This window comes from Raineyella fluvialis (assembly GCF_009646095.1).
Taxonomy (GTDB): Bacteria; Actinomycetota; Actinomycetes; order Propionibacteriales; family Propionibacteriaceae; genus Raineyella; species Raineyella fluvialis.
This window is the reverse complement of record NZ_CP045725.1, coordinates 1647160-1669441: the sequence shown is the minus strand read 5'-3', so window position 1 is coordinate 1669441 and position 22282 is coordinate 1647160. Positions and strand designations below refer to the sequence as shown.

Sequence of the window (22282 nt, the reverse complement as noted above, 5' to 3'; positions counted from 1 at the left end):
CGGTAAGGGTCGGCCGTCTAGGATCGCCAATGTGCCCCAATCCGACGCGTCGACCGATGGTTCGCCCGGTCTGACGCGACCCTTCCGCGCCAGGGACGGAGGCCTCGTCCGCCTCCGGATCCCCGGCGGGCACATCACGTCCCAGGTCCTGCGCCAGCTGTCCGAGATCTCGGCCGAGTACTCCGACGGTCTGCTCCAGCTGACGATCCGCGGCAACATCCAGCTACGCTCGATGACCCTCGACCCGTACGGGGCGATCCCCGCGAGCGCGATCAACGCGTTCATCGCCACCGGCATCATCCCCCGCAGCCACGAGCGGGTCCGGACGATCCTCTGCTCCCCGCTGCCGTCCTCGTCGCGGCCCGACCTTCGGCCGATGGTCGACGAGCTCGACGCGGCGATCCAGGCCGAGCCACAGCTGGAGGACCTGCCCGGCAGCTTCGTCTGGGCCTTCGACGACGGCCGGGGCGACATCGCCGCCGAGCGCTGGGACCTGCTCTACCAGGCCGTCACCCCCTCGGCCGGGATCATCGCGACCAGCACCGGCGAAGCCTGGGACGTGCTGGCCCGCCAGGCGGTCGAGACGATGATCTGGCTGGCCCAGGAGTTCAGCCGGCTGCGACTGCGCGAGGATCCGCCGCCGCTCCATCCGTACCAGCTCGGCTTCCGCTCGCGGTCGAAATTCGGCGCGAAGCTGTCGGTGCAGCTCGGTGCCGGCTCGTCGCGCGCCATCACCCGCGGCCACCGCCCCCATGTCGGCCCGGTCGGCGAGGACCTGCTCGCGGGTGTCCCGCTCGGCCTGCTCACCCCGGAAATGGTCGACGTGCTGCCCCGCGGCGAGATCACCATCACGCCGTGGCGCCAGCTCCTGGTCGAGGGAGGGGCGTACGACATGGCCGCCTTCCGTGGCGTCGGCTACGCCATCGACCCGGCCGAGCCGTGGGCCCACGTCAGCGCCTGCACCGGCGCGATCGGGTGTGTCCGCACCGAGGTGGATACCCTGGCCATGGCCGAGCGCCTGGTGGATGCCGCGACGAACGGTGAGGTGATCCTCACCGAGGACGTGCACATCTCCGGGTGCGAGCACCGCTGCGGTGCACCCCGCGGACCGTACGTGGACGTGGTGGCACCCCAGCACGTGGTGACGGTCATCGACACGATCGAGGAGAGACGACTGATGGGTCAGGACGAGGGCGACGTGGAGAGCAGCCGATGACGGCTGCGGGACCGGCGACCGGGCACCTCTGGGGTGTCGGCGTCGGCCCGGGTGACCCGGAACTGATCACCCGCAAGGCCGCCCGGCTGATCGCCGACGCCGACGTGATCGCCTACCACTCCGGCCCGAAGGGCGAGTCGATCGCCCGCCGGATCGCCGACGACCTGGTCCCCGCGGGCGTCATCGAGGAGTTGCTGCGCTACCCGGTGACCACGGCCGAGTCGCTCCACCCGCTGGGCTATTACGGCGAGATCGCGGCGTTCTACGACGAGTGCGCCGAGCGGCTCGCGGCCCATCTCGCGGCGGGGCGCGATGTCGTCGTGCTGGCCGAGGGCGACCCGCTGTTCTACGGCTCGTACATGTACCTGCACGACCGGCTCGCCGACCGGTTCGCGTGCGAGGTGGTGCCGGGCGTGCCGGCCCTCGCCGCGGCGACGACCGCGATGGGCACGGGGCTGGCCCGCCACGAGGACGTGCTGACCGTGCTCCCGGGCACCCTGCCGGTGCCGGAACTGGCCCGCCGGCTGGCCGACACCCAAGCCGCGGTGATCATGAAGCTGGGCCGGACGTTTCCCGGGGTGGTCGAGGCGCTGCGCCAGGCCGGCCGGCTGGACGGCGCCTGGTACGTCGAGCACGCCAGCGGCACCGACCAGGTGGTCCGCCGCGTCGCCGACGTCGACCCGGACACGGTGCCGTACATGTCGATGGTGCTCGTGCCGGGGCCCGACACCCGTGCCGATGCCGCCGGACGTGCCGAGCGCAGTGCCGTACGAGCCGCCTCCGCCACCGCGACCCCGCAGCCGACGCAGACCGCCGAGCAGGGCGCGGGTCACGCCGAGGTGCTGGTCGTCGGGCTGGGGCCCGGCCCTGACCACTGGCTGACGCCGGAGGCCTCCGGGGCGCTCGCCACGGTCGACCACATCGTCGGCTACGCCCCGTACGTCAACCGGGTGCCGCAGCGCGAAGGGCTGCAGCGGCATGCCTCGGGCAACACGGTCGAGGTGGACCGGGCTCGGTTCGCGCTGGACCTGGCCCGGTGCGGTGAGCGGGTGGCGGTGGTCTCCGGTGGTGACGCCGGTGTCTTCGGGATGGCCGCGGCCGTGTTCGAGGCGGCCGAGGACCCGGCGTACGCCGACGTCCCGATCAGGGTGTTGCCCGGGGTGACGGCCGCCCAGGCGGTGGCGGCACGGGCCGGCGCGCCGATGGGCGCCGACTTCGCGATCATGTCGCTGTCGGACCGGCTCAAGCCCTGGTCGGTGATCGAGGACCGGATCCGCCACATCTGCCGCGCCGATCTGGTGCTGTCGCTCTACAACCCCCGGTCGAAAGCCCGTCCCGAGCAACTGTTCGCCGCCCGCGACATCCTGCTCGAGGAGCGGGGTCCCGAGACCGTCGTGGTGGTCGGCCGCGACGTCGGCCGCGCCGAGGAGTCCCTGCAGGTCACCACGCTCGGCGACTGGGACCCGGCCGAGGTCGACATGAAGTGCCTGGTGATGATCGGCGCCCGCTCCACCCGGGTGACCCCCGGCGGCCAGGTCTGGACACCGCGGTTCGTCGAGGACTGAGCCGGGCTCTGAGGCGGGGCTACCGACTCACAGGCTATTCACGTTGACCGCAGTCTTTAGCCGTGATTAATCTCAAAAGATCCGGTGGAATGATCGTCCGACGCTGCATCCGACGATCACGACCACCCCCTCCGCATTGGCCGGCCCTTCCCCCAGTCGGTATCCTCCAGTGCCGTTCGAGAGGAGCAGAGCCGTGATCCAGGAGCTCGCCCACGTCACATCCCTTCCCGAGACCAGCCAGGCATGACCACGATCGAGGCCAGGGAGACCACGGCCTCCGGCCACCAACTGCGGGTCTACGAGAGCGGAGACCCCGACCGTACGACCATCCTCTGGCTGCACGGCGGCCGCCAGGGCGACTCCGCCCTCTCCAACTGGAGCGCGCAGATCTCCTCGATGCCGGATTGGCACCACGTGGCGCCGGAGCGACCGGAGTCCTCGGAACGTGACAGGCTCCTGGCCCCGCTGGGCGTCCTGGCGACAGTGGAGTTGCGGTTGCCGCTGGTGCTGGGGCTGCTCGAGCAATTGGGACGGTCCCCGGTCCACGTGGTGGCGAGTGGCCTGGGGGCGCTGATCGCCCTCCGCCTGCTGATGGAGGTCCCGAGCAGCTCGACCGTGCGGTCCTGGTGCCGGGCGCCGCGGAGGCGAACCCGCCGGAACCGACCTGCGAGGTCGTCACCGACCGACCGAAGGGAATGACGCCCCCACTCTTCTCCCCGCGGCAACTGCGGTCGATCACCCACGAAGTGCTCGTCGTCCACGGCCGCGAGGACCGGCCGGCCGCCCGGGAGCAGGCGCTGTGCCTGGCCCAGCACCTCCCCAACGCACAGCTGCACATGTTCCCTCACGCCGGCCACTGGGTGCAGATCGAGCAGGTGGACCGGTTCCGGGCGCTGGTCGAGATGTTCCTCACCGAGGCGCCGTCCCCCGTGACCCGTCGCCCCCTCAGTACGGCAGGTCGTCACCCCTCCGGCATCAGCAATGCTTCCCTTGCCCTACCGGCCAAACCATCACCCTAGCCCAGCAGGTCGTCGACCACCCGGCCGATGAGCCCCTTCGCGTTGGCCACGTCCAGGATCGACCCGGAGGTGGTGATGCCGTACTTCCGGGAGGCCAGCAGCACGTACGCCCCGGTGTAGTCGACCGCCTCGGGGCAGCGCCGCAGGGCGGACTTCTTCGCCACCATCCCGGCCATGTCGAAGCCGCTCACCGAGGTGTCGGCCAACCCCATCGCCGCCGGCCCCCGCAGGTCACTGACCATGCCCGCCGGCGCCACCCCGTTGACCCGTACGTCGGGCGCCAACTCGTACGCCAACTGCTTGACCAGCCCGGCACCGGCGTGCTTGCTCGAGATGTAGAGGGCACCGCCGCCGCCCGGGTAGAGGGCGGCGTTGGACAGCGTGATGATGAACGAGCCACGAGTCGCCCGCAACGCCTCCAGGGCGGCCTTGGCTCCCAGCAGCGGACCCTTGACGTTGAGCCGGTAGAGCTCGTCGAAGCCGCGCTCCACCTCCTCCGGCGTCATGTCGTCGAGGCGCCGGCTGAAGTCCCACAGCCCCGCGTTGGCGATGAAGCTGTCCAGCTTGCCCCACCGGGAGACCGCCAGGTCGACGGCCGCGCGGTTCGAGGCGTACGATCCGGCGTCGCCCTGCACGACGGCGACCCGCTCCGGGTCGCACTGCTCCTCCAGGGCCCGGCACTTGTCGGTCGAGTACTCCAGCACGACGACCCTGGCGCCCTCCTCCAGGAGGGTGTCCACCAGCGCCCGGCCGAGACCCGAACCGCCCCCGGTGAGGACCGCGACCTGTCCTTCGAGCCACCCCATGTCAGCGCTCCCCAGCGGTACGGGCGGCCATCACGCCGAAGCCGGCGATGTACTCGGGGATCGCCTCGTAGTACTCGAGCGTCGTCTCGTACGCCCCGGCCGCCGCCAGCGCGCTGAACGCGGCGACCCAGGTGCGCACCTCGTGCGAGGAGTGCCCGGCGTCCTCGGTCATCTGCTCGGCCTCGTACGCGTCGAAGCGGGCCGGGTCGCCGGCGGCACAGTCGGCCATGAAGGCGCGGTCCCAGTCCGGGTTGAGGTCGCGGATGGGGGCCTCTCCCCGGGCGAACGCCGCGGCACCCTCGATCACCCGGCGCTGGCGCGCCTCGCGCGCCTCGGGCGAGGGATGGCGGCCGTCGATCAGGCCCTCGCGGACGCCGGCGGACGCCGTGTCCCACTGCGGGACCGGCGGGTCGTGCGACAGGCCACCCGACGCGATCACCAGCACCCGCTCGTCGAGGGAGGCCAGGTAGTCACCGACCGCCTGCCCCATCGCCCGGATCCGCCGCATCGGGACGAACGGCGCGGCGACCCCGTTGACGAAGACCGGCACGACCGGCTTGGCGTCCAGCCCGCCGAACAGCGTCTCCAGGGGCTGCACGGCACCGTGGTCGACCTCCATCCGCCGCGACAGGGTCATGTCGATGTCGGCCTGCTGGGCGTGCCGGACGACGGCAAGGGCGTACGCCTCGTCGACGGACAGCGGGCCCGCCTCGGTGCCGTAGTCGCCGATCGCCTCGGCGGCCAGGCCGACGCAGAACGGGGGCATCAGGTCGTAGAAGAAGCCGTTGTAGTGGTCCGGCGCGAAGACGACGACCAGCGTCGGGTCGTACTCCGCGGCGAAGGCGTGGATGGCCTCGAAGGCGCCGTCGACCCGGGCACGGACCTCGGGAGCGGGCGGTAGTTCGGCGGTGTGCAGCAGGGGGCTGTGGGACATCGCGATGAGGGCGAGCGACATGATGATGGGTTCCTCGAGAACGGGGGGACACGACGCGGTGACGAACGGACCCGTGCTCACTCATCCCATCACGGTCGGACGCCCTCCGGCCGGTGAACGGGTGATCAGGAGGCTAGGTGGCCGGGCGGGTGAGGTCAACCCCGGCAGGCCGGCCCAGGACGATCGTCTCGATGCCGGCCGCCCGTTCGAGGAAGAAGCCGGGCACCGGCTCGCCCACCTCCTCGCAGGCGAGGGTCACCATCCGGGCCATCACGGCGGTGGCGACCGCGGTGATGAACTCCTCGTCGCGCTGGGTCCCGGCTACCCGGGACAGGATGCAGCCCTCGACCACCGCGAGGGAGAAGTCAGCCATCCGTACCGGCAGGTCCGGCATCTCCGCCAGCACCCGCGGCGGGACGAGGTCCAGCCAGGCACCGGTCAGTGAGCGCTGGGTGATGACGCGCAGCGTCCGGATCTCCTCGGCGGTCTTCGAGTCCTGCATGTCCGGGTCGAGCATCAACTGGACGTTGAACCGCCACAGTCCGTGCCGGGCAGGGTTCTGGACGATGGCGTCGAGGACGACCTTGACCGGGTTGGCCGCGTCCCCGGGGCCGAGGCGGTCGACCATCGGCTGCGACTCCTGGTACGCATAGCGCACCAGCGCGGCGAAGAGCGAGTCCTTGTCCTCGAAGTGCCAGTAGAAGGAGCCGGGGTGGACCTTGGCCTCCTTCTGGATCATCGCCAGCGTCGTGCCCTTGTATCCCCGTTCGGCGGAGATGCGGCGGGCCGCATCGAGGATCCGCTGGCGGGTGGGCGCATCGTCGGCGGTTCTGGGCACACGCGTGTCCTTCCTGATGGAACGGTCTCTGTCGATCCTAGGCCACCGGCCTCTAGCGTGATCCTCACCACAGACTTGAGTGCTCACTCAAGTAGAGGTCACACCAGACCTCACCCTGCAGATCCCAGAACCGAAGGCTCCAGTGCCGGACGCCCCTCGGCCTCATCGGCCGAACCGTCACGGAGCCCGACCGCCGGTCCGTTGACAAGGGAGTTTCCATGGCCGACAACACGTCACTCGACATCACCGACCTCATCGACATCGACAATGGCCGTCTGAACGGCCGGATCTTCACCGACGAGGAGATCTACGAGCAGGAGCTGGAGAAGGTCTGGAAGCGCGCCTGGGTGATGCTCGCCCACGACTCGATGATCCCGAAGAAGGGCGACTTCCTGCAGACCTACATCGGCGAGGACCCGGTGATGGTCGTCCGCCAGAAGGACGGGTCGGTCCGGGCGTTCCTCAACCAGTGCCGCCACCGTGGCATGCGCATCTGCCGGGTCGACAAGGGCACCGCCAAGGCCTTCACCTGCACCTTCCACGGCTGGGCGTACGACCTGGCCGGCGACCTGATCCAGGTGCCGCGGCAGGACACCGCCTACCCGGAGACCTTCGAGCGCGGCAACTTCAGCGCCGTCAAGGTCCCGCGGATCCAGTACTACAAGGGCTTCTGGTTCGGCACCTGGGACGAGGACGCCCCCGACTTCGAGGACTACCTCGGCTCGGCGAAGTACTACCTCGACGGCTACATCGACCGCTGGGACGGCGGCATGGAGCAGGTGGCCTTCCACCGCTGGGTGCTGCCGAACAACTGGAAGTTCATGGCCGAGCAGCCCACGTCGGACATGCAGCACTCCGAGATCACCCACGTCTCCGCCGCCACCGTGCTGAACAAGGGTTCCGACGCCGCCGACCGCACCAAGCGCGGCACCAACCCGGTCGGGCGCCAGTTCTTCTCCGACTACGGCCACGGCGGCGCCTGGTACGGCGAGAAGGGCGCCGAGGTCCCCAACACCGGCCAGGCGATGCAGAAGTACGAGGCCCAGCCCGAGATCGCCGAGATGATCGCCCGCCGACTGGGCGACAACCGCGAGGTCCGCGGCCACCTGAACATCTGGCCGACCTTCATGGTGCTGGGCAACTACACCATCCGCGTCACCCACCCGCGTGGCCCGCACGAGATGGAGGTCTGGGCCTGGACCTTCGTGCCGAAGGACGCCCCGGAGGAGATCAAGGACTCCATCCGCCGCGACGTGCTGCGGACCTTCACCCCCGGCGGCATGTTCGAGGCCGACGACGCGCTGAACTGGGAAGAGATGCAGCACGTGCTCAAGGGCCGCGTCGCCCGCGACACCGGCTACCTCTACCAGATGGTCGGCGCCCCGATCCAGTGGGACGAGGGCTGCTACCCGGGTGGCTCGTCCGCCCACGTCTTCTCCGACAACGCCGCGATCAACATGTACGCGAACTACCTCGACATGATGACCTCCGACTCCTGGGAGGAACTCATGGAGAAGCGCGCCCAGCACCGCCTCGGCCTGTCGGCCGGCGACACCGTCGCCGCCGAGGCCTGAGCCGCACCGTACGACACGACCAGACCCGACGCACGACGAGGTGTGACCCATGACCGTGACCATTGACTCCACCAACAGCACTGACTCCACCAACAGCACCGCCATCCCCTTCGGCGACCCGGCGGCCGCCGCCCTCCCGGTGAGCGCGACGACCGACAAGCTGACCGCCCTGCTCGCCGAGGTCGACCCGGCCGTCGAGCGGGCGATCACCCGGTTCCTCTACGAGGAGGTGCAGGTCCTCGACGACTGGAACTGGGGGGCCTGGCTCGACTTCTTCACCGACGACGCCATGTACTGGGCACCCACCCAGGAGGACCGGCTGTCCCGTGAGCGCTCCCAGCGCATCGCCGACTATCGGACCTCCGCCTACTTCGAGGAGAACACGGTCCAGCTCAAGCAGCGCGTCGACCGGCTGCTGACGAACCAGGCCTGGGGCGAGGAGCCGCCGTCGCGGTCCCGCCACATCATCGCCAACATCCGGGTGACCAAGGGCATCGCCGCCGACGAGTACGTCGTGAAGTCGAACTTCTACGACTACCGCTCCAACGGGCAGCGCTCCCAGGACTCGATCACCGGTGAGCGGATCGACCGGATCGTCCGTGACCCCTCCTCCGTGTGGGGGTACGCGATCAAGGAGCGCCGGATCCTCTTCGACATGTCGATGATCCTCAACAAGAACCTCAGCCTGTTCTACTGACCCACCCCTTCCCCGGGAGAGGAGAGCCGTGAACATCACGACCCTCGAGAAGATCGGCGTCGTGGTCCGCGACCTGGACCAGGCGATCGAGCAGCACGCCACCTACCTCGACACCACCGAGTGGACGACGAACGACTGCACCGACGACCGCCTGTCGGCGATGGTCTCGTACGGGCGGCGCAGCGCCGGCACCTACCGCACCGCCTTCGGGCGGGCCGGCGGGAACGTCCCGTTCGAACTGGTCCAACCGACCGGTGGCGAGACGCCGTTCTCCCACTTCCTCCTCTCCCGGGGCGAGGGCATCGCCTACCTCACCGTCCGCGCCGAGGGCGCCGACGAGGCGTCCATCGCCTCGCACTTCGGGGCACTGGGGATCCGGGCGGCCCACACCCACGTGGTCGACGGGGACGTCCGCCGCACCTTCTGGGACACCCGCGAGGCCCTGGGCGGCTACCTGCTCGAGGTACTGCCGGCCCCGTACGCTGCGACGGGCGAGGTCCGTACGCTCGACGGCGAAGCCCTGCGCGGCGGCCGCACACCGCTGCCGATGCAGCAGGTCTTCCACTTCGGCGTGGTCGTCGACGACACCCTGGCGACGCTCGAGCAGTACCGGGCGATCCTCGGCATCGAGTCGTTCGCCGTGAAGACCTGGCAGACCGAGCACGGCCGCCTCGACAATCCGTACTACCGCGACCTGCGCCCGGTGCAGCACGGCTACTTCACCGCGCAGGGCTCCACCGGGGACTTCGGCTTCGAGATCATCCAGTGCACGTACGGTCCGGCGCACTACAACCGGGAGTTCACCGACCAGCGCGGACCGGGGATCCACCACCTGTTCCCCTACCTCACCACGGACTCCGCCGACTGGGCGCAGACCGTCGAGGCGATGACCGCACTCGGCGCACCGCTGTGCATGGGTTCCGACCTACGCGGCGGGGCGTCGGAGTACGCCTACTTCGACACCTTCGACCGGCTCGGCGGATTCCTCATCGAGGGGGTGCACCGGCGCTTCCCGGCGGAGGATAGGTACATGGCCCCCGACTGGGTGGTCGACTTCCGCACCCGCGTCGAGGAGGACTGACGATGCTCCGCGTCCTGCACGAGTTCCATGACCTGGCCGATCCCGCACCACTGCGCGAGGAGACCACGCTGCTGCGCAAGGCCCCGGGCTGCGCCAGCGCCGAGTTGTACGGCAGCCTCGACGAGAGCTCCTTCCACGTCCTCACCATGCTGTGGGAGACCGAGGAGGCGTACGACGCGTTCTGGCGTCGCGCGCTGGCCGGCGACTATCCGGTGCTGACCGGTCTGGTCACCGGCGCGGCGGCGGACGGGTCGGTGGGGACCGAGTTCTACCGCCGCGAGATCTACGCGCTGCGCGAGGGTGTCTGGGAGCCGGAGCGACTCGGCGAGTCGCATCGCGCCATCCGCTGGCCCGCGACGGGCGAGGTGCGCGTGGTGATCCAGAACGCGGTCCAGGCCAGCCCGGCGATGTACGACCGGATCACCGCCGAGGTCGCCGAGACCCGCCGGGAGGAGGGCTGCGTCAGCTACCACTGGTGTGAGAACACCGAGCTGCCCGGTCACCTGCTCCTCGTCGAGGTGTGGGCCGACCAGGTCGTCTACGACCGGCACTGGGCGCTACGACTGTCCACCGCGACCTTCCGCGGCGACCCGCTGCGGATCCCCGCCACCCCGCAGCGCGGACCGCAGACGCGCGAGTTCTACCGCCGGCAGCAGTTCCGGCACCACTACGAGCGGTGGCTACCGGCCGACTCGTACGCTTACGCCACGACGGTGGCGTGGCCGGCCAGCTGAGCCGGCGCACCCCACCCCACGTACAGGAAGGACTCCCACCATGAGCGAGAAGCTCGAGCCGATCAAGGTCGCCGACGTCGGAGACATCGAGGACGAGGAGGCGATCGTCGTCGACGGCGCCACCAACGGCACCGGCCGTGACATCGCCGTCTTCTTCTCCGACGGCAAGTACTACGCCATCGACGACACCTGCACCCACGAGGAGGCCTCGCTGGCCGACGGCTGGATCGAGGGCGAGGAGGTCGAGTGCCCGATCCACTCGGCCCGCTTCTCCCTGTGCACCGGCGCCGCGCTCTGCCTGCCGGCGAGCATTCCGGCCCGGACGCACAAGGTCGAGCTCCGCGGTGACGAGATCTGGCTCCACCCGGGTGTGCCCGTCGAGGGCGCCGTCACGCAGGTGACGGCCTGATGCCGGCCGGGGACGACGGCGTCGCCATCGTCGGCGGCGGCCTGGCCGGTTTCACCACCGCCCAGGAGCTGCGCAAGCATGGATACGACGGCCGGGTCACGATCATCGATCCGGAGGGCGTGCCGTACGACCGGCCGCCGCTGAGCAAGGAGTACCTCGACGGCTCGATGCCGCTGGAGAAGCTCTCCTTCGTCCCCGACTCGTGGTACTCCGACAATGCCGTGGAACTGGTCACCGACCGCGTCACCGCGCTGCGCCCCGACGAGGGCGTGCTGGAGCTGGCCGGCGGGTCGACGTTCCGCGCCGGCACCACCGTGCTGACGCTCGGCGGGCGGGCACGACGGCTCCCGATCCCCGGCGGCGACCTGCCCGGTCTGCTGCAACTGCGCACCAAGGCCGACGCCGACACGCTGCGGGGCCTGCTGAAGCCCGGCGTACGTCTCGCCATCATCGGCGCCGGTCTGATCGGCGCCGAGGTGGCCAGCACCGCCGTCAAGGACGGGGCGACCGTCTCGCTGATCGACCCGGTGCCGGTGCCGCTGGTCCCGCTCACCGGCGCGGAACTGGCCGTCCGGCTGCACGCGATGCACGCCGCCCACGGCGTCGACGTCCGGTGCGCGATGACCACGGCCATCAGGCAGTCGGGTGCCGAGTACACGATCACCCTCAACGACGGCAGCAGTGTCGTCGCCGACGCGGTGCTCGTCGCGGTCGGCATCGTCCCCGAGACGCACCTCGCCGAGACCGCCGGGCTGGCGACCGACCAGGGGATCCTGGTCGACGAGGCCCACCGCACCACCAACCCGGGCGTCTACGCGGCCGGGGACGTGGCCCGGATCCGCCGGGCCGACGGCACCGTGCTGCGCCGCCACGAGCACTGGGAGTCGGCCATGCACGGCGGTCAGAACGTCGCCGCCGCGATCGTCGGCAAGCCGCTTCCGGAACACGGGGCTGCCTGGATGTGGTCGGATCGTTACGGTGTGCATGTCGAGGCGGTGGGCGACCTGGTCAACGGGACCCCGATCGTCCGCTACGTCGACGGCGTGCCGGTCGCGGCCTTCCGGATGGAAGCCGACGGCCGGATGATCGGCGCCGCCACTCTGGACGGCGGCACGGCCGTCCGCGCCGCTCGCCGGATCATCGACCGCGGCCTGGTGGTCGACCCGATCAAGCTCGCCGACCCGGCGATCGAGCTCAAGAAGCTCGCCCGCTGAGCCCTTTGCCACGAAGAAGAGGACATTTCCATGGAGTTGACGTACGAGAACACCAGCCGGTTCGTGGACACCGCCTCCGGGCGGATCCACCTCAACGAGGCCGGACCGGCCGACGGTGAGGCCCTGATCCTGCTGCACGGCTCAGGCCCCGGCGCGACCGGCTGGACCAACTTCTCGAACAACATCCCGGCCTTCGCCGAGAAGTACCACGTCATCGCCGCGGACATGCCCGGCTGGGGCGAGTCGGATCCCGTCACCTGGCAGGAGCGCAACCACCCCAAGGCCGTCGCCGACCTGATGGACGAGCTCGGCCTCGAGAAGGCCACCCTGATCGGCAACTCGATGGGCGGCGGCTCGACGATCCGCTTCGGCTACGAGTACCCCGAGCGGGTCAACCGGCTGATCACCATGGGGTCGTCCTCCGGCTCGACCACGCTCTTCGGCCCCGGCGGGCTGAGCGAGGGCATCAAGATCCTGCAGCGCGGCTACCGCGAGCCGTCCTTCGCGGTGATGAAGGAACTGGTCAACGTCATGACGTTCGACAACTCCTTCGCCACGGACGACCTGATTCAGGGCCGCGCCGACATGGTCGCCGCGCAGCCGGAGCACAACAAGAACTTCCTCGACGCCATCGGCAACCGTGCCGTGGTCGAGCTGGACCAGGCCAAGGTCCGTACGATCCAGGCGCCGGCGCTGCTCTTCCACGGTCGCGACGACCGGGTGGTGCACTTCGAGCACAGCCTGCGCCTCGTCTCGCTGATCCCGAACAGCCGCCTGGTGCTGATCAACCGGTGCGGCCACTGGCTGCAGATCGAGCACGCCGCCGAGTTCAACCGCCTCGTCGACGAGTTCATCACCAACAACTGAGTCATGACACGGGGCGCCCGGCGCGGGTCATCGCTGCGGCGATGGCTGCGCCGGGCGTCGTCGCGTCCCGACAACGGTCCGCCACCCGCCGTTCCGCTGCCGCCGCTGCGCGTCGGCACCGTCGGTGACCTCGCGGACGGCGCGGCGATCGTCGTCCCCGGCGGCGTCAACGGCACCGGCGCCGACATCGCCGTCTTCCGCAGCGCGGGTCGCCTCTACGCCCTCGACGACGCCTGCACCCACCGGTACGCCTCGCTCGCCGACGGCTGGATCGAGGACGGCTGGGTCGAGTGCCCGGTGCACGAGGCCCGCTTCTCCCTGGTCACCGGGGAGGCGTTGTCCCTGCCGGCAACCGTGTCCGCCCGTACGCACCGGGTGGAACTGCGCGGTGACGAGGTCTGGCTTCACCCGGGGACGCCGGCCGGGCATGCTGGGACCGTGACCGAACCCCCGCTGCCCGGCGCCGACCGCGCCCTCGCCGCCCTCGAGCGGACCGGCGCGTCGCATCGCGTCCGGACGCACCTGCCGAGCACCAGCCTCGAGGAGCATGCTGCCGCGATCGGCGTGCCGCCCTCGGACCTGACCAAGACCCTGGTGGTGCGCCGGGCGGCGGAGGACTACTTCTTCCTGCTCGTCCCGGGCGGCCGCAAGGTCTCCTGGAAGAAGGTGCGCGCCGCGCTCGGTGTGAACCGGCTGACCATGCCCGGTGCCGAGGAGGCCCGGGAGGTCACCGGCTACGAGCGGGGCACCATCACCCCGTTCGGCGCCACCCACGCCTGGCCTGTCTACGCGGACCGTACGCTCGTCGACCCGCCCGGCCGCGAGGTGTCGATCGGCGGTGGGGACCACGGGACCGCCTTCGTGCTGGCGGCCGAGGACCTGGTGGCGGTCCTCGGAGCGACGGTCATCGACGTCACCGACCCGGAGTGAGCGACGCCGCGTCAGCGGGTTACTATGTGGTCCACAACACTCGGGACTCGAGGAAGCCGGTGGAAATCCGGCGCGGTCGCGCCACTGTGAGTCAAGTCAGGAACTCATCCCGAGGGCAGGCCACGATCGGGACGCGTCATCCCGGAAGGACACATGGTGCACATCGCTGAGGGGTTCCTCCCCGTTTCCCACTGCGTCGGCTGGGCCGTCGCCTCCGCACCGTTCGTCGTGCAGGGGGTCCGTGCCACCGTCCGGCAGGTCCGCGAACACCCGGAGAACCGGGTGCTGCTGGCCGCCGCCGGCGCCTTCACCTTCATCCTCTCGGCGCTGAAGATGCCCTCGGTCACCGGCTCCTCGTCGCATCCCACGGGCACCGGGGCCGGGGCGATCCTCTTCCGGCCACCCGTGATGGCCTTCCTCGGCACGGTGGTGCTGGTCTTCCAGGCGCTGCTGCTCGCCCACGGCGGGTTGACCACGCTGGGCGCGAACGTCTTCTCGATGGCCATCGCCGGTCCCTGGGTCGGCTACGCGGCGTACGTCGTGCTCCGCCGGCTGCGGACACCGCTGGAGGTCCAGGTGTTCGTGGCGATGGCGCTCGCCGACCTGGCCACGTACGTCGTCACCTCGGGCCAGTTGGCGCTGGCCTACCCCGACCCGACGTTCGGCGCGGCCTTCGCGAAGTTCGCCACCATCTTCGCGCTCACCCAGATCCCGCTGGCGGTGATCGAGGGGCTGGTCGGCGTCGTCCTCTTCCGGGTCCTGCGCTCCATCGCCGGTCCCGAACTCGCCGGCCTGGGCATCATGCCCCACCCGGCGCAGCCCGCCGAGGCCGAGGGCGGCGTCCGTGCCTGAGCGACGGCAGCGGGCATGGGTGACCTGGACCCTGGTCGGGGTGATCGTCGTGCTGCTGGTGGCTACGTTCACCATCGCCCGGGCGATGGCACCAGGGGCCCAGTTCGGCGGGACCGACTCCGCGGCCGTCACCGCCCTGGCCGGCAACGGCGTGACGCCCTGGTTCCAGCCGGTCTTCCGGGTCGGCAGCGCGGAGATCGAGTCCGGGCTGTTCGCCGCCCAGGCGGCGTTGGGCGGAGCGGTCCTGGGCTGGGCGATCGGCCGGCTGCAGTCGCGGCGGGAGATCCGGCGGCTGCGCGAGGGGCGGCCTGACGCCGAGTCCGCCGCCGGGCCCGCCGCCGAGTCCCGCGAGGGCTGAGCACCGGTGGCCTTCTCACTCGACGCCGCGGCCTGGGGCAGCCCCTGGCGGCGGATCGCCGTCGCGGACAAGACGTTCCTCGTCGCCGGGACACTCCTGCTGGACCTGGTGGTGCCGGCCTGGCCGGTCACGCCCTTGGTGGTGCTGGGGCTGAGCGTGGCGGCGATCCGGTTCGCCAGGGTCGGGTGGCGGCTCTGGCTCGCGGCGCTGACCCTGCCGCTGGCCTTTGTGGTCACGGGCGTGCTCTCCATCGCGCTGGAGGTCGGCCCGGTGCATCCCGGGTCGACGATCTGGTGGGCGTGGGGGCCGCTGGCGATCACGGCGGAGTCCGTGGCGCGCGCCGCGACGGTCCTGGGCCGCAGCGTGGCGGGCGCGTGCGCCGTTGTCCTGCTCGCCGTCTCCACGCCGATGGTCGACCTCGTCGACGCCGGGCGGCGCGTCGGCATCCCGGGGCCGGCGATGGACATCGCCGCGCTGATGTACCGGCTGCTCTTCGTGCTGTGGGAGTCGGCCGTGACGATCCGCAGCGCCCAGGCGGCCCGGCTGGGCTACGTCGGCCTGCGGCGATCCCTGCGTTCGTTCGGCGCGCTCGCGGCCGGGGTGCTGGTCCGCGCCTGGGAACGGTCCCGCCGGCTGGAGCGCGGGCTCGCCGGACGCGGCTACACCGACGACCTGCGGACCCTGCGCCACGTACGACCCCACACCCCGGCGTTCCTGGCCGCCACCTGCGCGTGGCTGCTGGTGCTCGCCGCCCTCGGCACCCACGGATTCGGAGTACTGGCATGACCCTGCAGGCTGAAGGCCTCTCCGCTGGCTATCCGTCCCGAGGCACGGTGTTGGACGAGGTGTCGGTGAGCCTGACGGCCGGTGAGCGTACGGTCCTGCTGGGCGCCAACGGGTCGGGCAAGACGACGCTGCTGGGCTGTCTGTCGGGTGCCATCGTGCCGACCGGAGGGGTGGTGTCGATCGACGGTGTCCCGCTGCAGCACAGCCGGCACGGACTGAGCGACCATCGCCGCCGCGTGCAACTGGTGCTGCAGGATCCCGACGACCAGCTGTTCAGCGCCGACGTGACGCAGGACGTGTCGTTCGGGCCGCTCAACCTCGGGCTGTCCGAGGACGAGGCGCGCGACCGGGTCGTCGAGGCCCTCGACCTGCTCGGGGTCTCGCACCTGAGCGAGCGGGCCACCCACCAGCTCTCGTACGGAGAGAAGAAGCGGGTGGCGGTCGCCGGGGCCGTCGCGATGCGACCGTCCCACCTGCTGCTCGACGAGCCGACGGCGGGTCTCGACCCTGACGGCGTCGAGGACATGCTCACCGCGATCGCGCGGCTGGAGGCGCACGGGACGACGGTCACCATGGCGACCCACGACGTCGATCTGGCGCTCGCCTGGGGCACGTCGGCCGTCGTCGTCACCGGCGGACGTACCCGGCAGGGTCCCGTCGCGGACCTGCTGGGCGACCCGGTGCTGGTCGCGGCCGCCCACCTGCGCACGCCCTGGCCGCTGGAGCTGGCCGCCCGCCTCGGCTGGGCGGAGCGGCCGCGGGGGCTCGAGGACGTCACCAGACTGCTGGCGAGGCCCTGAGCCCCCGACGGGTCAGTCGTCCGCGGCCCAGTCCAGCCGCGGGACGGCCCGGGCGTACGCCGCCAGGATCCTTCCCGAGGCCTCCAGGGCCGACAGCTCGCCGGCGCGCACGGCCGCAGCGACGGCCGTCGATTCCTCGCGGACGGTGGGGTCCGCGTGGACGGCCCCCAGCAGGGCCGACTCGACCTGCGCCCACATCCAGTCGACCTGCTGGGCCGACCGGAAGGCGTCGAGACCGACGGTCTCCTCGACCCACTGGCGGTGCGCCAGGACCTCCTGCCACACCTCGTCCAGACCGTCGCCGGTGTACGCGCTGCAGGTGAGCACGGGTGAGCGGCGGGAGTCGGGATCGGACGAGATCAGCTTCATCGCGATCGACAACTCCCGGGCGGTGACCCGGGCCTCGGTCACGTTGTCCCCGTCGGCCTTGTTGACGGCGATCAGGTCGGCAAGCTCGAGGATGCCGCGCTTGATGCCCTGCAGCTGGTCCCCGGCACCGGTGAGCGCGATCAGGAGGAAGGTGTCGACCATGCCGGCCACCGCCACCTCGGACTGGCCGACCCCGACCGTCTCCACGATGACGATGTCGTAACCGGCCGCCTCGACGACCATCATCGCCTCGCGGGTGGCCCGGGCCACCCCGCCCAGATGCCCCCCGGAGGGGGACGGCCGGACGTACGCCCGATCGGACGCGGTGAGCCGCGCCATCCGGGTGCGGTCCCCCAGGACGGACCCGCCGGTCCTGGTGCTGGACGGATCGACCGCCAGGACCGCGACCCGGTGCCCGCGCTCGATCAGCCGGGTTCCCATGGCGTCGATGAAGGTGGACTTCCCCGCCCCCGGCACGCCGGAGATCCCCACCCGCACCGACCGCCCCGTCAGCGGGGCGATCTCGGTGAGCAGCCGACGGGCCGCGGTGCGGTGGGCGGGATGCTGGGACTCCACCAGGGTGATGGCCCGCGGCACCGCGGAGGGCGACCCTCGCCGAACACCGTCGGCGAGGGCCATCACATCAATCGGTCTGGGCATCGACCGGCCGGTCCTCCGTCGCCTCGAGCCGGGCGCGCAGCTCGGTCAGCAGGTCCACCGCGGCCTCCGGGATGATCGTGCCCGGCGGGTAGATCGCCGAAGCGCCGGCGGCGCGGAGCTCCTCGAAGTCCTGCTCGGGGATCACCCCGCCGACGACGATCATGATGTCGGGCCGTCCCAGCCGCTCGAGCTCCTCGCGGAGCGCCGGCACCAGGGTCAGGTGGCCGGCGGCCAGCGAGGAGACGCCGATGACGTGCACATCGGCTTCGACGGCCTGGCGGGCCGCCTCCTCGGGGGTCTGGAAGAGCGGGCCGACGTCCACGTCGAAGCCGAGGTCGGCATAGGCCGTGGCGATCACCTTCTGCCCTCGGTCGTGGCCGTCCTGGCCCATCTTGGCGACCATGATGCGCGGCCGTCGGCCCTCCGCCTCGATGAAGGCCTCGACCATCTCCCGGGCCGTGCCCATCGCCGGGGATCCGGCGGCTTCCTTGGAGTACACACCGCTGATCGTACGGATCTGGGCGGTGTAGCGACCGAAGACCTGCTCCAGGGCCATCGACATCTCACCGACCGAGGCCTGGGCCCGGGCCGCGTCGATGCCCAGCTTGAGCAGGTTGCGCTCGGGATCGGTCGGGTCGGGATTGGCCGCGGCCCAGGTGAGCCGCTCCAGGGCCGCCTGGCAGGCGGCCTCGTCACGGCCGGCGCGCAGCTGCTCCAGCTTGGCGATCTGGGCGGCACGCACCTGCTTGTTGTCGATCTTCAGCACCTCGAGAGGCGCCTCGTGATCGAGCTGGTAGGTGTTGACGCCGATCACCGGCTGGCGGCCGGAGTCGATCCGCGCCTGGGTGCGGGCGGCCGCCTCCTCGATGCGCATCTTGGGGATGCCGGCCTCGATGGCCTTGGTCATGCCGCCGGCCTGCTCGACCTCGTCGATCAGCGTCCACGCCCGGCGGGCCAGGTCGTGGGTGAGCTTCTCGACGTACGCCGATCCTCCCCACGGGTCCACGACCCGGCAGGTGCCCGACTCCTGCTGCAGGAACAGCTGGGTGTTGCGGGCGATCCGGGCGCTGAAGTCCGTCGGCAGGGCGATGGCCTCGTCGAGGGCGTTGGTGTGCAGCGACTGGGTGTGCCCCTGGGTCGCCGCCATCGCCTCGACGCACGTCCGGATGACGTTGTTGTGGACGTCCTGGGCGGTCAGCGACCACCCCGAGGTCTGCGAGTGCGTCCGCAGGCTCATCGACTTCGGGTTCTTCGGGTCGAACTGCCGCACGAGGCGGGCCCAGAGCAGGCGCGCGGCCCGCATCTTGGCGACCTCCATGAAGAAGTTCATCCCGATCGCCCAGAAGAACGACAGGCGGGGGGCGAACTGGTCGACCTTCAGCCCGACGGACTCACCGGCGCGGATGTAGTCGACACCGTCGGCCAGGGTGTAGGCCATCTCGATGTCGGCCGTCGCCCCGGCCTCCTGCATGTGGTAGCCCGAGATGGAGATCGAGTTGAACTTGGGCATGTTCGCGCTGGTGAAGGCGAAGATGTCCGAGATGATCCGCATGCTGGGGGCCGGCGGGTAGATGTAGGTGTTGCGGACCATGAACTCCTTGAGGATGTCGTTCTGGATGGTCCCCGCGAGCTGTTCCGGCTTCACCCCCTGCTCCTCGGCCGCCACCACGTACAGCGCCAGGACGGGCAGCACCGCACCGTTCATCGTCATCGACACGCTCATCCGGTCCAGCGGGATGCCGTCGAACAGTTGGCGCATGTCGAGGATGGAGTCCACCGCCACACCTGCCATCCCGACGTCACCGGCGACGCGCGGGTGGTCCGAGTCGTAGCCGCGGTGCGTGGCCAGGTCGAACGCGATCGAGAGGCCCTTCTGGCCCGCGGCCAGGTTGCGCCGGTAGAAGGCGTTGGACTCCTCGGCGGTGGAGAAGCCGGCATACTGCCGGATCGTCCACGGCTGGTTGGTGTACATCGTGGCGTACGGACCCCGCAGGTACGGCGGGATGCCCGGACGGGTGTCGAGGAAGTCCAGCCCCTCGTACGCCTCGGGTCCGTAGACGTGCTGCACCGGGATCTGCTCCGGCGTCTCCCACTCCTCGGTGGGGCCGGCGGCCAGCAGGGCCTCGAAACGGGCGCGGGCGTCAGCGGGGACGTCGCGGCCGCCGAGGGGTATCGAGTCGAATCGCGGCATTGCGCTCATCGGGCGACTCCTAGCGTGTCGAGCGTGGTGGTGAGGACCTCGACGACGTCGACACCGAGGGCGATCGTCCCGTCGATGAGGGCCGAGGCGCGCGCCGGGTCACCGAGTTCCTTCAGGGATCCGGCCAGGAGCAGGGTGCGGGCACCGGCCTCCTTAAGGGCGGCAGCGACCTCGAGACCCTGCTCCGCGTAGACCGTTGCGGAGGAGCAGAGCACCGCCACCGGGGTGCCGGTGGCGCGCCAGGCGGCGACGACCTCGTCGGTGCTGCCACCCTCGCAGGAGGGGGTGGCCAGTCCGGCGATGTGGAAGAGGTTCGAGGCGAAGCCCTCCCGGCCGCCGAAGTCGCGGCGGGACCCCAGGCACGCCAGGAACACCGCCTGACCCGAGTCGCCGGTGCGGTCGCGCAGGGCCTCGAAGACCTCGGCATCGCGGTGGCGCACCAGACCGTTGCCGGCCGGGGCCTCGGGGCGTGGACGGACGTCGAGTGCCGGCTCCGACGTGTTCGGGAACTCCGAGACGCCGGTCAGCGGCCGCTGCCGGGTGGCGAGCAGGTGCCGGCGCTTCTCGTTGAGGTCGGCCAGGATGCGAGTGGGCAGCCCGTCGGCCAGGGCGGCGACCATGCCGCCCGCCGCCTCGACCTCCTGGAACGCGCTCCAGGCGGCGTCGGCGATCTCGTCGGTGAGCGACTCGATGTACCAGGTCCCGCCGGCGGGATCGTTGACCCGGCCGATGTTGGACTCCTCGGCGAGCACGATCTGGGTGTTGCGCGCCACGCGCCGGCTCAACTCGCCGGGCAGGCCGCGCGCGGTGTCGAACGGCAGGGTGGTGATCGCCTCGGCGCCACCCACGGCGGCCGAGAAGGTGCTGATCGTGCCGCGCAGCATGTTCACGTACGGGTCGTCGCGGGTCAGTTCCCGCCAGGAGGTGACCGCGTGCTGGCGGGCACCGCGACGATCCTCGGCGACCCCGAGCACCTCACCGATCCGCGCCCAGCAGCGGCGCAGCGCCCGCAGCCGCGCGATGGTGGCGAACTCGTCACAACTCGCGGTCACCCGGAAGATCATCGCGTCGAAGGCGTCGTCGAGCGGGAGACCCTGCTCGACGAGGGCCCGGACATACTCCAGGCCCGTCGCCAGCGCCCAGGCGACCTCGTGGACGTCACCGGCACCGGCGTTGTGCCAGAGGGTGGCGTCGACGACGAACGGACGCGACTGGGTGTAGCCCTCGAGCCGGGCGACCCACGGCGCCATGCCGCTGAGATCGGCCGCCACGCCTTGGTCGGCGGCGAAGCCGATCGGGTCGAGGCCGAGGTTGACCGACAGCGCGGCGCGGTCCTTGCCGCTGGCCTCCACCAGCGAGAGGAGCGCCTCGGCGGCGGCGACCTGGTCGGTCCGGCTGGAGACCTCGACCTTGGCCAGGTCGAGCAGTACGTCGGCCAGCACCTCACCGAGGTCGCCGGGGGCGATCGCGTCGGGGTCGAGGCGCAGCCACAGGCTGGTGACGCCCCGCTCGAGGTCGGTCAGGACGGCCTTGCGGGTGAAGGCCACCTCGGGATCCTCGTGGAGGGCGCGGACGTCCCAGGCGTCCATCTGCCCACGGCGCACCGTCGTGCCACGAACGAAAGGCATCACCCCGGGGTAGCCCAGGTCCTCGGTGACCCCCTCACGCGTGTAGAGGGGATCGATCGTGACGTCGTCGACCGTCGCGCGGCGCAGTCGCCCGACGGCCTCGTCGGGGGTCAGCTGCCGCTCGGGCGGTCGCTTGCGGTTGAGCACCTTGCCGGCGGCTGCCCGCCAGTCCGCCTCGGTCGGCGTCGGGAAGTCACCGGCGAGGATGAATCCCGGTGGCTCCTCGGTGCCGACGTCCGGGGGGATGTCTCGCGTTGACTGGGTTGTCGGTGTTGTCATGCGGCTCCTGCTCCACTCATGGTGATGGTGGGTCCTGGGCGCCGAGCGCCATCAGCAAGCGGATGCCAGCCGTCCCGCAACAGGTGCGGTACCGCCACGCTCGTACGGGCGACCTCCACGTCACCCCACGGACTCGCGGCGACGTCCACGCCGAACTCGGTCAGATCCCGAGCGAGCTCCCCGCTCGGGTCGGCGCCGACGACGAGGTGCTCGTCGACGATCCGCATCAGCCCGCCGGCGGCATCGACCACGAGGTATCCCACCAGGAGCCCGTCCCGGGCGGCCGTGACGAGATGGAGGCGATCGTGGAGGGCGGACGGATCCAGGCTGCGGAGGTAACCGGTGTCGTCCCAGTCAAGGAGGCTGGGGATGACGGTGGCGATGTCGGCGCCCCGGTAGTGGGCGTACGAACGGTGGACGGACAGGGCTTCCATGATGGCTCCTCGGACTCGTGCACCTCGAGGAC

The 22282-nt window shown here is 70.9% G+C and carries 23 protein-coding genes and 1 riboswitch; of the genes, 16 read left to right on the top strand and 7 right to left on the bottom strand.

Annotation, left to right across the window (positions count from 1 at the left end; translation table 11 throughout):
• Window positions 1–31 precede the first annotated feature (31 nt).
• The 4 genes from Rai3103_RS07665 (at window position 32) to Rai3103_RS07650 (ending at window position 3800) form a co-directional block, all read left to right on the top strand.
• The gene (locus tag Rai3103_RS07665) at window positions 32–1216 is read left to right on the top strand and encodes a cobalamin biosynthesis protein CobG (protein ID WP_194793325.1); all 1185 of its coding nucleotides are present in this window, start codon (window positions 32–34) and stop codon (window positions 1214–1216) included.
• Window positions 1213–2781: a precorrin-3B C(17)-methyltransferase gene (cobJ, locus tag Rai3103_RS07660; RefSeq protein WP_153572092.1), complete on the top strand. Its 1569-nt coding sequence runs from the start codon at window positions 1213–1215 to the stop codon at window positions 2779–2781. Before Rai3103_RS07665 ends, cobJ begins: the two co-directional genes overlap by 4 nt.
• A 243-nt stretch (window positions 2782–3024) precedes the next feature.
• Complete coding sequence (locus tag Rai3103_RS07655; protein ID WP_153572091.1) at window positions 3025–3480, top strand: alpha/beta fold hydrolase; 456 nt, start codon at window positions 3025–3027, stop codon at window positions 3478–3480.
• Entirely contained in the window at window positions 3477–3800 is a 324-nt protein-coding gene (locus Rai3103_RS07650; protein ID WP_153572090.1) for an alpha/beta fold hydrolase, read from the top strand. The genes Rai3103_RS07655 and Rai3103_RS07650 overlap by 4 nt, the downstream gene beginning before the upstream one ends.
• On the opposite strand, the gene Rai3103_RS07645 is transcribed toward Rai3103_RS07650, so the two are convergent.
• The 3 genes from Rai3103_RS07645 to Rai3103_RS07635 all read right to left on the bottom strand — a co-directional run bounded on the left by Rai3103_RS07645 (window position 3797) and on the right by Rai3103_RS07635 (window position 6378).
• Window positions 3797–4606 carry an SDR family NAD(P)-dependent oxidoreductase gene (locus Rai3103_RS07645; RefSeq protein WP_153572089.1) on the bottom strand — a complete coding sequence of 270 codons (810 nt, stop codon included), beginning with the start codon at window positions 4604–4606 and terminating at the stop codon, window positions 3797–3799. The genes Rai3103_RS07650 and Rai3103_RS07645 overlap by 4 nt on opposite strands.
• 1 nt (window position 4607) lies before the next feature.
• On the bottom strand, window positions 4608–5561 hold the full coding sequence (locus Rai3103_RS07640; RefSeq protein ID WP_153572088.1) for a 3-carboxyethylcatechol 2,3-dioxygenase: 954 nt from the start codon (window positions 5559–5561) through the stop codon (window positions 4608–4610).
• Between the two features lie 112 nt (window positions 5562–5673).
• The gene (locus tag Rai3103_RS07635; protein ID WP_194793324.1) at window positions 5674–6378 is read right to left on the bottom strand and encodes a TetR/AcrR family transcriptional regulator; all 705 of its coding nucleotides are present in this window, start codon (window positions 6376–6378) and stop codon (window positions 5674–5676) included.
• Window positions 6379–6596: 218 nt separating this feature from the next.
• On the opposite strand from Rai3103_RS07635, the gene Rai3103_RS07630 reads away from it, so the two are divergent.
• From Rai3103_RS07630 to Rai3103_RS07575, 12 genes are all read left to right on the top strand, one after another.
• A complete protein-coding gene (locus tag Rai3103_RS07630; RefSeq protein ID WP_153572086.1) occupies window positions 6597–7952 on the top strand; it encodes an aromatic ring-hydroxylating oxygenase subunit alpha in 1356 nt (451 codons plus the stop codon).
• Between the two features lie 49 nt (window positions 7953–8001).
• A complete protein-coding gene (locus Rai3103_RS07625; RefSeq protein WP_153572085.1) occupies window positions 8002–8649 on the top strand; it encodes an aromatic-ring-hydroxylating dioxygenase subunit beta in 648 nt (215 codons plus the stop codon).
• Between the two features lie 28 nt (window positions 8650–8677).
• Window positions 8678–9730 (top strand): VOC family protein, encoded by a 1053-nt coding sequence (locus Rai3103_RS07620; RefSeq protein WP_153572084.1) that lies wholly within the window; start codon window positions 8678–8680, stop codon window positions 9728–9730.
• Between the two features lie 2 nt (window positions 9731–9732).
• The gene (locus Rai3103_RS07615) at window positions 9733–10464 is read left to right on the top strand and encodes an antibiotic biosynthesis monooxygenase (protein WP_153572083.1); all 732 of its coding nucleotides are present in this window, start codon (window positions 9733–9735) and stop codon (window positions 10462–10464) included.
• Between the two features lie 40 nt (window positions 10465–10504).
• Window positions 10505–10873, top strand: a complete 369-nt coding sequence (locus tag Rai3103_RS07610) for a non-heme iron oxygenase ferredoxin subunit (RefSeq protein WP_153572082.1) — start codon at window positions 10505–10507, stop codon at window positions 10871–10873.
• Window positions 10873–12087, top strand: coding sequence for an NAD(P)/FAD-dependent oxidoreductase (locus tag Rai3103_RS07605; protein WP_153572081.1), 1215 nt, complete (start codon window positions 10873–10875; stop codon window positions 12085–12087). The genes Rai3103_RS07610 and Rai3103_RS07605 overlap by 1 nt, the downstream gene beginning before the upstream one ends.
• Window positions 12088–12117: 30 nt before the next feature.
• Complete coding sequence (locus tag Rai3103_RS07600; protein WP_153572080.1) at window positions 12118–12954, top strand: alpha/beta fold hydrolase; 837 nt, start codon at window positions 12118–12120, stop codon at window positions 12952–12954.
• Window positions 12955–12957: 3 nt separating this feature from the next.
• Entirely contained in the window at window positions 12958–13884 is a 927-nt protein-coding gene (locus tag Rai3103_RS07595) for a YbaK/EbsC family protein (protein ID WP_153572079.1), read from the top strand.
• Window positions 13885–13910: 26 nt separating this feature from the next.
• Window positions 13911–14010, top strand: a riboswitch (cobalamin riboswitch).
• Between the two features lie 30 nt (window positions 14011–14040).
• A complete protein-coding gene (locus tag Rai3103_RS07590) occupies window positions 14041–14736 on the top strand; it encodes an energy-coupling factor ABC transporter permease (RefSeq protein WP_153573661.1) in 696 nt (231 codons plus the stop codon).
• Window positions 14729–15094, top strand: coding sequence for an energy-coupling factor ABC transporter substrate-binding protein (locus Rai3103_RS07585; RefSeq protein ID WP_153572078.1), 366 nt, complete (start codon window positions 14729–14731; stop codon window positions 15092–15094). The genes Rai3103_RS07590 and Rai3103_RS07585 overlap by 8 nt, the downstream gene beginning before the upstream one ends.
• Window positions 15095–15100: 6 nt before the next feature.
• A complete protein-coding gene (cbiQ, locus tag Rai3103_RS07580; RefSeq protein WP_153572077.1) occupies window positions 15101–15880 on the top strand; it encodes a cobalt ECF transporter T component CbiQ in 780 nt (259 codons plus the stop codon).
• Window positions 15877–16680, top strand: a complete 804-nt coding sequence (locus Rai3103_RS07575; protein WP_153572076.1) for an energy-coupling factor ABC transporter ATP-binding protein — start codon at window positions 15877–15879, stop codon at window positions 16678–16680. Before cbiQ ends, Rai3103_RS07575 begins: the two co-directional genes overlap by 4 nt.
• Before the next feature lie 12 nt (window positions 16681–16692).
• Here the strand turns inward: Rai3103_RS07575 and meaB are convergent, their stop codons facing one another.
• The 4 genes from meaB to Rai3103_RS07555 are packed head-to-tail and all read right to left on the bottom strand — an operon-like array spanning window position 16693 to window position 22250.
• Window positions 16693–17709 (bottom strand): methylmalonyl Co-A mutase-associated GTPase MeaB, encoded by a 1017-nt coding sequence (gene meaB / locus Rai3103_RS07570; RefSeq protein ID WP_153572075.1) that lies wholly within the window; start codon window positions 17707–17709, stop codon window positions 16693–16695.
• A complete protein-coding gene (scpA, locus tag Rai3103_RS07565; protein WP_153572074.1) occupies window positions 17693–19909 on the bottom strand; it encodes a methylmalonyl-CoA mutase in 2217 nt (738 codons plus the stop codon). Before scpA ends, meaB begins: the two co-directional genes overlap by 17 nt.
• The gene (gene mutA / locus Rai3103_RS07560) at window positions 19906–21816 is read right to left on the bottom strand and encodes a methylmalonyl-CoA mutase small subunit (RefSeq protein WP_153572073.1); all 1911 of its coding nucleotides are present in this window, start codon (window positions 21814–21816) and stop codon (window positions 19906–19908) included. The genes scpA and mutA overlap by 4 nt, the downstream gene beginning before the upstream one ends.
• On the bottom strand, window positions 21813–22250 hold the full coding sequence (locus Rai3103_RS07555) for a hypothetical protein (protein WP_153572072.1): 438 nt from the start codon (window positions 22248–22250) through the stop codon (window positions 21813–21815). Before Rai3103_RS07555 ends, mutA begins: the two co-directional genes overlap by 4 nt.
• Between the last annotated feature and the right edge of the window lie 32 nt (window positions 22251–22282).